The organism is Halomonas daqiaonensis, from assembly GCF_900109725.1.
Taxonomy (GTDB): domain Bacteria; phylum Pseudomonadota; class Gammaproteobacteria; order Pseudomonadales; family Halomonadaceae; genus Halomonas; species Halomonas daqiaonensis.
Genome location: NZ_FOBC01000007.1, coordinates 133,966 through 147,300 on the forward strand (window position 1 = coordinate 133,966; position 13,335 = coordinate 147,300).

Annotated in this window: 11 protein-coding genes and 4 tRNA genes; 11 read left to right on the plus strand and 4 right to left on the minus strand. The window is 63.0% G+C overall.

Annotation, left to right across the window (positions count from 1 at the left end; all coding sequences use genetic code 11):
• Both ccoO and ccoN read right to left on the minus strand, forming a co-directional pair.
• On the minus strand, positions 1-609 hold the full coding sequence (ccoO, locus tag BMY30_RS07510; RefSeq protein WP_089712170.1) for a cytochrome-c oxidase, cbb3-type subunit II: 609 nt from the start codon (positions 607-609) through the stop codon (positions 1-3).
• Positions 610-632: 23 nt separating this feature from the next.
• The gene (ccoN, locus tag BMY30_RS07515) at positions 633-2,057 is read right to left on the minus strand and encodes a cytochrome-c oxidase, cbb3-type subunit I (protein WP_089712172.1); all 1,425 of its coding nucleotides are present in this window, start codon (positions 2,055-2,057) and stop codon (positions 633-635) included.
• A 163-nt stretch (positions 2,058-2,220) separates the two neighbouring features.
• Here ccoN and BMY30_RS07520 point away from each other — a divergent pair, with 163 nt between their 5' ends.
• The 8 genes from BMY30_RS07520 (at position 2,221) to BMY30_RS07560 (ending at position 10,758) form a co-directional block, all read left to right on the plus strand.
• Positions 2,221-2,943 (plus strand): alpha/beta family hydrolase, encoded by a 723-nt coding sequence (locus BMY30_RS07520; RefSeq protein WP_244516152.1) that lies wholly within the window; start codon positions 2,221-2,223, stop codon positions 2,941-2,943.
• 136 nt (positions 2,944-3,079) lie between these two features.
• Positions 3,080-3,155, plus strand: a tRNA-Val gene (locus BMY30_RS07525).
• Between the two features lie 42 nt (positions 3,156-3,197).
• Positions 3,198-3,274: transfer RNA gene (locus tag BMY30_RS07530), tRNA-Asp, on the plus strand.
• A 28-nt stretch (positions 3,275-3,302) separates the two neighbouring features.
• Positions 3,303-3,379: transfer RNA gene (locus BMY30_RS07535), tRNA-Asp, on the plus strand.
• 288 nt (positions 3,380-3,667) lie between these two features.
• Entirely contained in the window at positions 3,668-5,680 is a 2,013-nt protein-coding gene (locus BMY30_RS07545; protein ID WP_089712174.1) for an NADPH-dependent 2,4-dienoyl-CoA reductase, read from the plus strand.
• Positions 5,681-5,952: 272 nt separating this feature from the next.
• Positions 5,953-7,875, plus strand: a complete 1,923-nt coding sequence (locus BMY30_RS07550; RefSeq protein ID WP_089712176.1) for a PrkA family serine protein kinase — start codon at positions 5,953-5,955, stop codon at positions 7,873-7,875.
• Between the two features lie 15 nt (positions 7,876-7,890).
• Complete coding sequence (locus BMY30_RS07555) at positions 7,891-9,177, plus strand: YeaH/YhbH family protein (protein ID WP_089712177.1); 1,287 nt, start codon at positions 7,891-7,893, stop codon at positions 9,175-9,177.
• Between the two features lie 30 nt (positions 9,178-9,207).
• A complete protein-coding gene (locus tag BMY30_RS07560) occupies positions 9,208-10,758 on the plus strand; it encodes a SpoVR family protein (protein WP_089712179.1) in 1,551 nt (516 codons plus the stop codon).
• 91 nt (positions 10,759-10,849) lie between these two features.
• Here BMY30_RS07560 and BMY30_RS07565 read toward each other — a convergent pair whose 3' ends face one another.
• The gene (locus BMY30_RS07565; RefSeq protein WP_089712181.1) at positions 10,850-11,164 is read right to left on the minus strand and encodes a high-potential iron-sulfur protein; all 315 of its coding nucleotides are present in this window, start codon (positions 11,162-11,164) and stop codon (positions 10,850-10,852) included.
• A 220-nt stretch (positions 11,165-11,384) separates the two neighbouring features.
• On the opposite strand from BMY30_RS07565, the gene BMY30_RS07570 reads away from it, so the two are divergent.
• The 3 genes from BMY30_RS07570 to BMY30_RS07580 all read left to right on the plus strand — a co-directional run bounded on the left by BMY30_RS07570 (position 11,385) and on the right by BMY30_RS07580 (position 13,166).
• Positions 11,385-11,858: a methylated-DNA--[protein]-cysteine S-methyltransferase gene (locus tag BMY30_RS07570; RefSeq protein ID WP_089712183.1), complete on the plus strand. Its 474-nt coding sequence runs from the start codon at positions 11,385-11,387 to the stop codon at positions 11,856-11,858.
• Positions 11,859-11,971: 113 nt separating this feature from the next.
• Positions 11,972-12,247 carry an Lrp/AsnC family transcriptional regulator gene (locus BMY30_RS07575; protein WP_089712185.1) on the plus strand — a complete coding sequence of 92 codons (276 nt, stop codon included), beginning with the start codon at positions 11,972-11,974 and terminating at the stop codon, positions 12,245-12,247.
• A 52-nt stretch (positions 12,248-12,299) separates the two neighbouring features.
• Complete coding sequence (locus BMY30_RS07580) at positions 12,300-13,166, plus strand: DNA/RNA non-specific endonuclease (RefSeq protein ID WP_089712187.1); 867 nt, start codon at positions 12,300-12,302, stop codon at positions 13,164-13,166.
• A gap of 81 nt (positions 13,167-13,247) precedes the next feature.
• On the opposite strand, the gene BMY30_RS07585 is transcribed toward BMY30_RS07580, so the two are convergent.
• Positions 13,248-13,334 (minus strand) — tRNA-Leu (locus BMY30_RS07585).
• Position 13,335: the final 1 nt, after the last annotated feature.

A 13,335-nucleotide genomic window follows, 5' to 3' on the forward strand; every position in this document is an offset into this window, starting at 1 on the left:
TCAGCGTGTGCCCTCGAGCACGGTGCCAAGCTGTTGCAGATAGGCGACCAGTGCGGTGATCTCCTGCTCGCCGCGCACCGCCTGGGTGGCGTTCTCGATCTGCTCGTCGGTATAGGGCACGCCCAGGGCCCGCAGGGCGCGCATCTTCCTCGGCGTGTCCTGGCCATCCAGGGTGTTCTCGAACAGCCATGGGTAGGCGGGCATGATCGACTCCGGCACCACGTCACGCGGGTTGTACATATGGGCGCGATGCCAGTCGTCGCTGTAGCGGCCGCCAACGCGCGCCAGGTCTGGCCCGGTGCGCTTGGAGCCCCACAGGAAGTTGTGCTCGTAGACCGATTCGCCGGCCACGCTGTAATGGCCGTAGCGCTCGGTCTCGGCCCGGAAGGGGCGAACCATCTGCGAGTGGCAGCCGACGCAGCCCTCGCGGCGATAGACGTCGCGGCCTTCCAGTTCCAGCGCGGAGAGCGGCTCGAGCCCCTCGACGGGTTCGGTCGTCTGTTTCTGGAAGAACAGCGGTACGACCTCGGCCAGGCCGCCGAAACTGATCACCACCAGGATCAGTACGGCAAGCAGGCCGACGTTCTTTTCGACGATCTCGTGTTTCATTGGTGTCGGTTTCCCCGGTTAGCTCAGGCAGTCTGCGGAATCGGCTGACGGGCGCCTTCACCGCGCCGGACGGTCATGAAGACGTTGAAGGCCATGATCAGCATGCCAACCACCCAGCACAGGCCGCCTATCAGGCGTACGATATAGCCCGGGCCGCTGGCCTCCACGGATTCCACGAAGGTGTACATCAGGGTGCCGTCCTCATTGATGGCGCGCCACATCAGGCCCTGCAGGATGCCGTTGACCCACATGGAGGCGATGTAGAGCACGGTACCGATAGTGGCGAGCCAGAAGTGCACCGCGATCAGGTTCACCGAGTGCATTTCAGTGCGGCCGAACAGGCGCGGGATCAGGTGGTACATGGAGCCGATGGTAATCATCGCCACCCAGCCCAGGGCGCCGGCATGCACGTGGCCGATGGTCCAGTCGGTGTAGTGGGAGAGGGCATTGACGGTTTTCACGGCCATCATCGGCCCCTCGAACGTCGACATGCCATAGAAGGAGAGAGCTACCACAAGGAAGCGCAGGGTCGGGTCGGTGCGCAGCTTATGCCAGGCGCCGGAGAGGGTCATCATGCCGTTGATCATGCCACCCCAGGAGGGTGCCAGCAGAATGATCGACATGATCATGCCCAGCGACTGGGCCCAGTTGGGCAGGGCGGTGTAGTGAAGGTGGTGCGGGCCGGCCCACATGTAGACCATGATCAACGCCCAGAAGTGGACGATGGACAGGCGGTAGGAGTAGACCGGGCGCTCGGCCTGCTTGGGCACGAAGTAGTACATCATCCCCAGGAAGCCGGCGGTCAGAAAAAAGCCCACTGCATTGTGTCCGTACCACCATTGCACCATGGCATCGATGGTGCCGGCATAGATGGAGGTGGAGTACATGGCGGTGACCGGAATGGCGGCATTGTTGACGATATGCAGCACCGCCACGGTGATGATGAAGGCGGCGAAGAACCAATTGGCTACGTAGATGTGGGAGGTCTTGCGCAGCTTGAGGGTGCCCAGGAAAACGATGGCATAGCTGATCCAGACCACCGCAATCAGGATGTTGATCGGCCACTCGAGCTCGGCGTACTCCTTGGTGGTGGTGTAGCCCAGCGGCAAGGTGACCACCGCGGAAACGATCACCGCCTGCCAGCCCCAGAAGGTGAAGGCTGCCAGCTTGTCACCGAACAGCCGGGTCTGGCAGGTACGCTGCACCACGTAGTAGGAGGTGGCGAACAGTGCTGAACCGCCAAAGGCAAAGATGACGGCGTTGGTGTGCAGGGGGCGCAGTCGGCCAAAGCTCGTCCACGGCAGTCCTAGGTTCAGTTCCGGCCATACCAGTTGTGCGGCAAGGATGACACCGAGGGTCATGCCCACGATGCCCCACACAACCGTCATGATCGCGAACTGCCGAACTACCTTGTAGTTGTAGGTCGGGTGTTCAAGTGCTGTGCTCATGTCAGGTTCCCATCGAATGCGGTTAGGGGGTGTTCCGCGGCATTCTGCCTCGGGGCGACCTCCGCAGGATGATGCAGGTCTTTAACCAATCATGATTCTAGCGCAGGCGTGCGGCAAGCTGAACACTCCTAAGTGTTGAATGATGAACTCTAAGAGGCTGAAATTGTCAGACTATTTTCGTCGGGTTTTGCCTGCTATCAGCCGCGAGACCCTGCACCGATTACTGCGGGATGGCGAGTCCGGTGGCTGGAATGTCGAGGGGCTAGGTCCCCTGGAAGTGCGGGGAGAGAGCCGGACGGGTCGGCTGTTGATGGCCCACGGCGCGGGTGCAGGACAGGATTCAACCTTTTTGCAACGGTTGCGTGATGCGCTGGCCAGGGTGGGGGTCCAAACACTCGCCATCGAGTTCGCCTACCTGCAGCAGATGCGTCGCGAAGGACGGCGACGACCGCCGCCAAGGATCGAGTATCTTGTCGATGAGTTAGCCTGCTGGTGCGACGGCATGTCGCATCGCGACCTTCCGCCACCCTGGCTTGGGGGAAAGTCGATGGGTGGGCGTGTTGCCAGTCTGCTGGCAGCCCGCGACGGTGCTCCCGGCCTGGTGCTGTGCGGCTACCCCTTCCATCCACCCGGCAAGCCCGGGCGCCTGCGGCTCGCTCACTGGCCGATGCTTGAATGTCCGTCCCTGGTGGTACAGGGGAGTCGAGATCCCTTCGGGACTCGTGATGAAGTGGCGGGCTATGATCTCACCAGTACAACACGGCTGCACTGGCTCGAAGATGGCGATCATGACTGGAAACCGCGTCGCGCCTCGGGCAGGTCCCAGACGGAATTGATCGACGAGGGAGCGGCGGCGATAGCCGCCTTCATGACAGCTCACGCCTGAAATTCTCAAGTTGAGGGTGAAGCGAGCAAGTCGATGAAAGGGCAGAGGTTCTTTGACCAGGGGTATCCCCACGCGGCGATGTGAAAAGCGTTGACATTGGTTGGGGCCCCTGTAGAATGCAGCGCCACGTGACCGGGGGTGGTTAGCTCAGCTGGGAGAGCACCAGCCTTACAAGCTGGGGGTCACAGGTTCGAACCCTGTACCACCCACCATCGCTCAGGCGATGCCCGATCATGTCGCAGGAAGATTGCAGCGGACCGGTAGTTCAGTTGGTTAGAATGCCGGCCTGTCACGCCGGAGGTCGCGGGTTCGAGTCCCGTCCGGTCCGCCATCGTCTTTCCCGTCGCAGGTCATCTTGCGGACCGGTAGTTCAGTTGGTTAGAATGCCGGCCTGTCACGCCGGAGGTCGCGGGTTCGAGTCCCGTCCGGTCCGCCATGATGGCAGTCGACAGCAGCAAGCTTGCAGTAACGCGTGGGTGATTAGCTCAGTTGGTTAGAACACCAGCCTCACACGCCGGAGGTCACGGGTTCGAGTCCCGTCCAAACCACCATCTGCTCACGAATTCTTCAGCCCCGAGGCCTTTCAGGTCTCGGGGCTGTCTCGTTGGTTTCCTTTTTTATCCTTGCTCTGCGCTATCGGTGGTCGATCATCCTTTGCGTTGTCAGGTCCGGCTGCCATACAGTTGTTTGAATCGTTTGCCGTTTGGCCCATGAGGATCCCGCCGTGAATACGTATCCCCAGCTGTTCAGACCCCTGAAGGTTGGCCATCTGACACTGCCCAACCGGGTGCTGATGGGCTCGATGCACACCAACCTCGAGGAGGCCCCGGGGGGCTTCGAGCGTCTAGCGGCCTTCTATGCCGAACGGGCCCGGGAGGGCGTCGGGCTGATCGTCACCGGCGGCATCGCGCCTCACCCCGAGGGCGCCGTCTTTGAAGGTGCAGCGACTCTGGAGCGGCCCGAGCAGGTGGCGGAACACCGCGGCGTGGTGGAGGCCGTGCACGCGGCCGGCGGACATATCTGCCTGCAGATCCTGCACGCTGGGCGCTACGCCTACACGCCGGAGCTGGTGGCACCCTCGGCGATCCAGGCCCCGATCAACTCCTTCACGCCCCGTGAGCTCGCCAGCGACGAGATCGAGGAGCGTATCGAGGCCTACGTGCGCTGCGCAACGTTGGCACGTGAGGCCGGCTACGACGGCGTCGAAGTGATGGGGTCGGAGGGTTATCTCATCAACCAGTTCATCTGTCCGCGTACCAACCATCGCGACGACACCTGGGGCGGTAGCCTCGAGAATCGCCTCCGTTTCCCGGTGGAGATCGTGAAACGTATCCGTGAATCAATGGGGAGCGATTTCCTGCTCATCTTCCGGCTATCGATGATCGATCTGGTCGAGGAGGGCAGTACCTTCGAGGAGGTCGTTGCCCTGGGGTGCGCCCTCGAGGCCGCCGGTGCCGACCTGATCAACACCGGTATCGGCTGGCATGAGGCGCGTGTCCCCACCATCGTCACCAGTGTCCCGCGAGCCGCCTTCACCGAGGTCACCCGGCGCATGAGGGCCGAACTCTCGGTCCCGTTGATCACCACCAACCGCATCAATATGCCGGACGTGGCAGAGCGAGTGCTCGCCGAGGGTCATGCCGACATGGTCTCCATGGCGCGTCCCTTTCTGGCCGATTCGGCCTGGATAAGCAAGGCCGCCTCAGGACGCAGCGAGGAGATCAATACCTGCATCGCTTGCAACCAGGCCTGCCTGGATCAGATCTTCCTGGGGCAGGTGGCCTCCTGCCTCGTCAACCCGCGTGCCTGCCACGAGACGGAGCTGGAGATCATTCCGGCCGCCACGCCGAAGGCCATCGCAGTGGTGGGCGGCGGCCCCGCCGGCCTTGCTACTGCAGTGACCGCTGCAGAGCGCGGCCATGCCGTGACCCTGTTCGAGGGCGACAGCGTCCTGGGCGGTCAGTTCAACCATGCGCGGCGGATTCCCGGCAAGGAAGAGTTCGACGAGACCCTGCGCTACTACCGGGTAAGGCTAGAAAAGTTGGGCGTCACGGTGCGGTTGAGCAGTAGGGCGGATAGCCAGACTCTGCGCGATTTCGACGCGGTGGTACTGGCTACCGGCGTTCGGCCGCGCCGGCTCGAGTTGCCGGGCAGCGACCACCCGAAGGTCATCGGCTACCCGACGGCAATAACCCATCCCGAGCGGGTCGGCAGGCGCGTGGCGATCATCGGTGCCGGGGGCATCGGCTTCGACGTGGCGGAGTTGCTGACCCACGTCGGCGACTCGGCTCAAGCGGTCACTGCCTGGTGCGACGAGTGGGGGGTAGACCTGGGCGTGGCGCGTCGCGGTGGCCTCAAGCCGGTCCAGCGACCCGCGACGCCTCGGCAGGTCACCATGCTGCAGCGCAAGACCACCAAGCCCGGCAAGGGGCTCGGCAAGACCACGGGCTGGGTACACCGGGCTTCGCTCAAGAATCGCGGTGTCGAGACGCTGGCCGGTTGCGAGTATCTCGGCATCGACGACGCTGGGCTGCATGTCCGCATCGATGGTGAGCCGCGCTGCCTCGAGGTCGATACCATCGTGGTCTGTGCCGGCCAGGAGCCGGTGCGGGAGCTGCTCGCCCCCCTCCAGGCGGCAGGAATGGCCGTGCATGTCATCGGCGGCGCTGACGAGGCGGCAGAGCTCGATGCCCGTCGTGCAATCGACCAGGGAACTCGGCTGGCCGCCCGGCTCTGACGCCCATCGCGGCCACCATATAGTGCCTGCCGAGGCTCGAGTCTACTGCCCGACGGCCCCCTCTCGGCAGGCGGCGTCGTTGCAGCGTTCAATCTTTCGCGATTTCTCATGAACCGAGTGGCGCTCTCCGAGCTCTCAGGAATAAGGGCTAGGGTGCGTTGATTGGCGAGGCAAACCGTTATCCGCTGATGCTGTCTACGCTGATGAGACCCCACCCTGGGCTGTCACTCCCATGTCGAGTGGCCGGGGATCCGGGCATACAGGAGGCATCGATGAGCATCTTCGATCATGTGCAGAACCGCTTCTCTCGCGTCCAGCAGGAAGAGATGAGCCTGCAGGAGTATCTCGAGCTCTGCCGCCAGGAGCCCGTGGCCTACGCCACGGCAGCCGAGCGGATGCTGGAGGCCATCGGCGAGCCAGAAGTGATCGATACCGCGAAGGATCCACGGCTGTCGCGCATCTTCTCCAACAAGGTGATCCGACGCTATCCGGCCTTTGCCGAATTCTACGGCATGGAAGAGGCCATCGAGCAGATCGTCGCCTACTTCCGGCATGCCGCCCAGGGGCTCGAGGAGCGCAAGCAGATTCTCTACCTGCTCGGTCCGGTGGGGGGTGGCAAGTCCTCCCTGGCCGAGCGTCTCAAGCTGCTGATGGAGAAGGTACCCTTCTATGCTATCAAGGACTCCCCGGTCCACGAGTCCCCGCTGGGCCTGTTCTCGCCGGAGGAGGACGGCGAACTGCTGGAGAAGGAATACGGCATTCCTCGGCGCTACTTCAAGAGCGTGATGTCCCCCTGGGCCGCCAAGCGCCTCAAGGAGTACGGGGGCGATATCACCCAGTTCCGGGTGGTGCGTCTCTATCCCTCGCGGCTCAACCAGATCGCCATCTCCAAGACCGAGCCCGGTGACGAGAACAACCAGGATATCTCCTCGCTGGTGGGCAAGGTGGACATCCGCCAGCTCGAGCTCTATTCCCAGGATGACCCGGACGCCTACAGCTTCTCTGGCGGGTTGTGCCGTGCCAACCAGGGCCTGATGGAGTTCGTCGAGATGTTCAAGGCGCCGATCAAGGTGCTCCATCCGCTGCTGACGGCGACGCAGGAGGGCAACTACAACCCCACCGAGGGCATGGGGGCGATCCCCTTCGACGGCATTGTGCTGGCCCACTCCAACGAGAGCGAGTGGCAGACCTTTCGTAACAACCGCAACAACGAGGCCTTCCTCGACCGGGTCTACATGGTCAAGGTGCCTTATTGCCTGAGGGTCAGCGAGGAAATCAACATCTACAAGAAATTGCTCGAGCATTCTTCCCTGGCCGAAGCGCCCTGTGCGCCGGATACCCTGCGGATGCTGGCACAGTTCTCGGTGCTCTCGCGACTCAAGGAGCCCGAGAATTCGAGCATCTACTCCAAGATGCGGGTCTACGACGGCGAGAACCTCAAGGACACTGATCCCAAGGCCAAGTCGATCCAGGAGTACCGCGATGCAGCCGGGGTCGACGAGGGCATGGAGGGGCTGTCGACTCGCTTCGCCTTCAAGATCCTCTCCAAGGTGTTCAACTTCGACAATCATGAGGTGGCGGCGAACCCGGTTCACCTGCTCTATGTGCTAGAGCAGCGCCTTGAACAGGAGCAGCTTCCCCGCGAGACCTTCGAGCGCTACCTGCGCTTCATCAAGGAATTCCTGGCCCCGCGCTATGTCGACTTCATCGGCAAGGAGATCCAGACGGCCTATCTCGAGTCCTATTCCGAGTACGGTCAGAACATCTTCGATCGCTACGTCACCTACGCCGACTTCTGGATCCAGGACCAGGAGTACCGGGACCCCGAGACCGGAGAGTTCCTCGACCGCCAGGCGCTCAACGAGGAACTGGAGAAGATCGAGAAGCCGGCCGGTATCTCCAACCCCAAGGATTTCCGCCACGAGGTAGTCAACTTCGTGCTGCGGGCCCGTGCCCAGAACAACGGCATGAATCCCAGTTGGCAGTCCTACGAGAAGCTACGGGGGGTGATCGAGCACAAGATGTTCGCCAACACCGAGGAACTGCTGCCGGTGATCTCCTTCAACGCAAAGGCTTCGACGGCGGACCAGAAGAAGCACGAGGACTTCGTGGCTCGCATGGTCGACCGCGGCTACACCGAGAAGCAGGTGCGCCTGCTCTCCGAGTGGTACCTGCGGGTACGCAAGTCGCAGTAGGCCGAGGAGGTCGTCATGACCTATTTCATCGATCGTCGTGCCAATGCCAAGCACAAGAGCGCGGTCAACCGTCAGCGCTTTCTCGACCGCTACCGTACCCACATCAAGCGGTCGGTCGAGGAGGCAGTGAATCGCCGCTCGATCACCGACATGGAGCGTGGAGAGAAGGTCTCGATTCCTGCCCGGGATATCTCCGAGCCGGTATTCCAGCACGGCCCGGGGGGCAAGCGCGCCATCGTCGCCCCGGGCAACAAGGAGTTTGTCGAGGGGGACCGCATGCGCCGTCCCGGCGGCGGGGGCAGCGGCGACGGTGCCGGTGAGGGCGGTGCCTCGAACCAGGGCGAGGGCATGGACGAGTTCGCCTTCACCCTGAGCCGCGAGGAATTCCTCGACTTCGTCTTCGACGGCCTGGAGTTGCCCCATCTGGAGCGCAAGAACCTGGTGGACCTCGACGAGGTACGCCCGGTACGGGCCGGGTTGTCGAAGGAGGGTGTACCGGCACGGATCAATATCGTGCGCTCCATGCGCGAGGCCCAGGCCCGGCGTATCGCCATGCGGGCACCGATCCGCCGGGCCCTGCGCGAGGCCTCTCAGGCGCTGTCCGACGAAGAGCGCAAGGATCCGGTGCTGCGCAATCCGGCGCGGATCAATGAACTCAAGGCGGAGATCGAACGCCTGGAGAAGCGTCTGAAGGCGGTACCCTTCATCGACACCTATGATCTGCGCTACAACAACCTGATCGACCAGCCGCAGCCCTCCAGCAAGGCGGTGATGTTCTGCGTGATGGATGTCTCGGGGTCCATGACTCAGGCCCATAAGGATATCGCCAAGCGTTTCTTCCTGCTGCTCTATCTGTTTCTGCAGCGCAACTACGAGAAGGTCGAACTGGTCTTCGTTCGCCACCATACCGCGGCCAAGGAGGTCGACGAGGAGGAGTTCTTCTATTCCCGTGAGACCGGCGGCACCATCGTCTCCAGTGCCCTGACGATGGTCGACGAGATCATCGAGGCGCGCTATCCCCCCGGGCAGTGGAACCTCTATGTGGCCCAGGCCTCGGACGGCGACAACTGGGACGACGATTCCATCACCTGTCGCGACCTGCTCGTCGAACGCCTGATGCCGCGGCTGCAGTACTTTACCTACGTTGAGATCACCCCCCACGCCCACCAGGCGCTGTGGGAGGAGTACGAGCGGGTGGAGGCCGAATATGCCGAGCGCTTCGCCATGCGCCAGATCGTCGAGGCGGGGGACATCTATCCGGTCTTTCGCGAGCTGTTCAAGCGCCGCATCGCCAGCCCTTGATTACCAGGGCAGGCGGCCCGAGGAGGCAGCATGACCCGACGCACGCCCATCGCTACCGGTTCCGACTGGAGCTTCGAGATTCTCCTCGCCTTCGAGGGCGAGATTGCACGCCTGGCGGACGAATATCGTCTGGATACCTATCCCAACCAGATCGAGGTCATCACCACCGAGCAGATGATGGATGCCTACGCCAGCGTGGGCATGCCGGTAGGCTATCACCACTGGTCCTTCGGCAAGCAGTTCCTGGCCGTGGAGCAGGCCTACCGCCGTGGCCAGATGGGGCTGGCCTACGAACTGGTGATCAATTCGGATCCTTGCATCGCCTACCTGATGGAGGAAAACACCCTGATGATGCAGGTGCTGGTCATGGCCCACGCCTGTTATGGCCACAACTCCTTCTTCAAGGGCAACTACCTGTTCCGCACCTGGACGGATGCCTCGTCCATCGTCGACTACCTGGTGTTCGCCCGGAAATACATCAGCGAGTGCGAGGAGCGCCACGGTGTGGCTGCAGTGGAGCAGTTGCTGGATGCCTGCCATGCCCTGCAGAGCTATGGCGTCGACCGCTACAAGCGCCCTTCGCCGGTCTCAGCCGCCGAGGAGGCGCGTCGGCAGAAGGAGCGTGAAGAGCACCTTCAGGCCCAGGTCAACACCCTGTGGCGGACCATTCCCGGCCTGGCACCAACGGATGTACTGGCCGGTGGCCATGACGAGGAGGACCCGCTGGGCCTGCGCGAGGGCGGTCGCTATCCCCCCGAGCCCCAGGAAAACCTGCTCTACTTCATCGAGAAGAATGCCCCGCTGCTGGCTCCCTGGCAGCGCGAGGTGGTGCGCATCGTGCGCAAGATGGCCCAGTACTTCTATCCCCAGCGCCAGACCCAGGTGATGAACGAGGGCTGGGCGACCTTCTGGCACTATACCCTTATGAACCGGCTCTTCGATGAGGGCCTGGTGGATGAGGGGCTGATACTGGAGTTTTTGCAGTCACATACCGCAGTGGTCAACCAGCCGGCCTTCGACAGCCCCTACTTCAGCGGCATCAACCCCTATGCGCTGGGCTTCGCCATGTTCAGCGACATCAAGCGCATGTGCCAGGCGCCCACCGAGGAAGATCGCGAATGGTTCCCCGACACCGCCGGAAGCGACTGGCTGGAGGCGGTGCACTTTGCCATGCGCAATTTCAAGGACGAATCCTTCATCCAGCAGTACCTGTCGCCCAAGGTGATACGTGACCTCAAGCTGTTCATGGTGGTCGACGACGACCAGCAGGAGATGCTGGAAGTGACGGCGATCCATGACGAACGCGGCTATCGGCGCATTCGCGAGTCCCTCGCTACCCAGTATGCCCTGGCGGTGCGTGAGCCCAATATCCAGATCTATTCGGCGGACATCCGCGGCGACCGTTCGCTGACGCTGCGCCACGTCCAGGAGAGTCGGCGCCCGCTGGCGCGTAGTGTCTACCCGGTGATCCGTCACCTCCACCAGCTGTGGGGCTTTCCGGTGCGGCTGGAGTCGGTGCATGAAGAGGAGGTGGCGCGCCGCTACCACTGGCCCCTGCCCGAAGAGGAGCGGCGTGATTGAGGCCACTGAACGTCGAAACCCGCGCCTGGGCGCGGGTCTCTGCTCGCCGAACTACCCGACAAGGTGGGCATTCGGATGGTGTCGCGGGGGATCAGCTCTGGGCCGTCCAGGACTGGCACCAGCCGCCCGGCTCGACGCTGTTCTGCGGGAACAGTTGGCAGCCTTGGCTTTCGGCCTGCCAGAACATGCAGTTGTCGCAGCGCTCGCCTTCCGAATAGGCGGGGTGATCGCTGGCATCGCTGGCATTTTCGACATAGTTAAGGGCCTGAGCCTGGTCGGCGCTCGGGTCGAGACGCGGCAGGTCCTGGGCGAAGGCGCTCTTCGACAGGATGCCGGCGCCGAGGGGTAGGGCGGCAAGGCCCAGCAGGCTATTGCGCATGAAATCACGACGGCTATGGTCGGCCATGGTCTCTCCTTGTCATCACGGTGGGTCTTGAAGTCACGGCGGGACATTCGTGGTGTCCGCTCTATCTTGTCGGGTGGTCGAACCACCCCCTTTGATCCGACAGGCGCATCCCTGCGGAGTTCGCCCGCTCAATGATAGTAAACTGATGGGGGTATCGCGAACCGATCAAGGCGTGTGCGGTAATCCGCCGCAACATTGCCGACCCAAAAGGAGGAAGGCCATGGCGTTCACTCGATTTTCCTCGCCGATCGGCGAGATCCTGCTCTGCGGTAGCTCAGCCGGGCTGCAAAGGATAGTGCTGACCGCCGAGCAGACGCCAGATCCTGAAGAGGAGGCCAGGGACGACGAGGCTCTGGGTGAGGCGCGTGGCCAGCTGCTCGGCTACCTTGCGGGCCGGAGATGCCACTTCAGTCTGGACCTGGCCCCTGGGGGCAGCGACTTCCAGCGTCAGGTGTGGTCGGCGTTGCTGAGGATTCCCTATGGCGAGACGCGCACCTATGGCCAGCTGGCTCGGCAACTGGGTCGGGAAGGGGCCGCTCGCGCCATTGGTGCGGCCAGTGGCGCCAATCCCTTGCCGCTACTGATCCCCTGCCACCGCCTGGTAGCTGCCAATGGCCTGGGAGGCTACAGCGGCGGTCTTGAACTCAAGCGCCGCCTGCTGGCACTCGAGGAAAGCCCCGGTAGCCAGGAGTGATCGTCGGTTCAGCACCCTTGATGGCGCTGCTATACTCGCGCCAGCTGCGGTGGACCCTCGGTCGGCCGGAGAACGAGACGTGCGCGCAAGCGCCTGGAGCAGGGAGAAGTCCGATGCAGAACGCAGTGATTCTGATCAATGCCGAGAAGGGCCAGGTAAAGGCCGTGGCCGAGCGGCTGGCCGATATCGAGGGAGTCAGCGAAGTTTATTCCACCTGTGGCCGATATGACCTGGTTGCCATCGTGCGTACGCGTGACTTCGAGAGTCTGGCGGACCTGGTGACCGGGCGGCTCAATGCCGTCGAGGGCATTCGCGACACCGAGACTCTCAATGCCATGCAGGTCCACTCCCGTCACGACCTGGAGACCATGTTCTCGCTGGGCTGGTGAAGAGAGCTGGGCCTCGTGGCTCTCAATGGAATCGGACAGGGAAGGTTCAGGCATGGCCGCAAGACAAAGGCGCGTCGCCAATCGCTGGCGACGCCGGTTGCGTCGCTTCGGAATTACCGCGCTGTTCGTGGCGGTCGCCACCGGCCTCTGGCACTTTCAGGAGCGCGAACTGCGCGACGGGCTCAGTTGGCAGGGCGTGACCACCTGGCAGGAACTCAATCCGCTGAGCTTCCATCGCGTGCTGCGTAACGACGGCTTTCTGGTTGGCTGGTCCGATGTGCGGGTCAATCCGCTGTGGGTCAGCTACCTGCTGCACGAGGTCGAGGACCCGAGTGCCGGGCCGCGCCCCGGCTTCCAGCGCGATTGGCGGGCGCTGTGGCCGATCTCGCCGGACAGCTATTTCGGTAGTGGCTATGACCGGGGGCATCTCGCCCCCAACTATGCGATCGCCGCGGTCCATGGCAGCAGGGCGCAGCGCGATACCTTCCTGATGAGCAACATGTCGCCCCAGCAGCCCGATCTCAATCGGCGCCTCTGGCAGCGCCTGGAAGAAGTGGTGATGGATCGCTTCGTGCCGCGTTTCGGTACTCTCCAGGTGATCACCGGTCCGGTCTTCCCGGCGTCGTTCCGCGATAACGTGCTCAACCGGGTTGGCCTGGTGGAGGTGCCCGAGGCCTTCTACAAGATCCTGGTGGTGCCGGGGGAGGAGCCGCGCGCACTGGCCTTCCTCATGCCGCAGAGCGTCAGCGGCGACGAGCCGCTGGATGATTTCCTGGTCAGCATCGATGAACTGGAAGCCCGCACTGGCCTGGACTTCTTTCCACAGTTGCCCGAGGCGGCCGCCGTGGCGCTGGAGGCCGAGGTGGAGACCTCGGGCTGGGGGCTCGAGGCCGTGGCCCGGCTGCCCGGCCGCTTCTGAACGGCGGACACAAAAAAACCGCGAACATGACGTCGCGGTTTCCTGTGAAGCTGCAATCTTGGCTCGTCTGCATGACGCGAGTGGTGCCCAGGAGAGGACTTGAACCTCCACATCCGTAAGGATACTAGCACCTGAAGCTAGCGCGTCTACCAATTCCGCCACCTGGGCG

Excerpts from the sequence above, each read along its gene's own strand:
- ccoO (WP_089712170.1), bottom strand. The coding sequence starts at position 609 with ATGAAACACGAGATCGTCGAAAAGAACGTCGGCCTGCTTGCCGTACTG.
- BMY30_RS07580 (WP_089712187.1), top strand. The coding sequence starts at position 12,300 with ATGGCCGCAAGACAAAGGCGCGTCGCCAATCGCTGGCGACGCCGGTTG.
- ccoN (WP_089712172.1), bottom strand. The coding sequence starts at position 2,057 with ATGAGCACAGCACTTGAACACCCGACCTACAACTACAAGGTAGTTCGG.
- BMY30_RS07555 (WP_089712177.1), top strand. The coding sequence starts at position 7,891 with ATGACCTATTTCATCGATCGTCGTGCCAATGCCAAGCACAAGAGCGCG.
- BMY30_RS07570 (WP_089712183.1), top strand. The coding sequence starts at position 11,385 with ATGGCGTTCACTCGATTTTCCTCGCCGATCGGCGAGATCCTGCTCTGC.
- BMY30_RS07560 (WP_089712179.1), top strand. The coding sequence starts at position 9,208 with ATGACCCGACGCACGCCCATCGCTACCGGTTCCGACTGGAGCTTCGAG.
- BMY30_RS07550 (WP_089712176.1), top strand. The coding sequence starts at position 5,953 with ATGAGCATCTTCGATCATGTGCAGAACCGCTTCTCTCGCGTCCAGCAG.
- BMY30_RS07565 (WP_089712181.1), bottom strand. The coding sequence starts at position 11,164 with ATGGCCGACCATAGCCGTCGTGATTTCATGCGCAATAGCCTGCTGGGC.
- BMY30_RS07575 (WP_089712185.1), top strand. The coding sequence starts at position 11,972 with ATGCAGAACGCAGTGATTCTGATCAATGCCGAGAAGGGCCAGGTAAAG.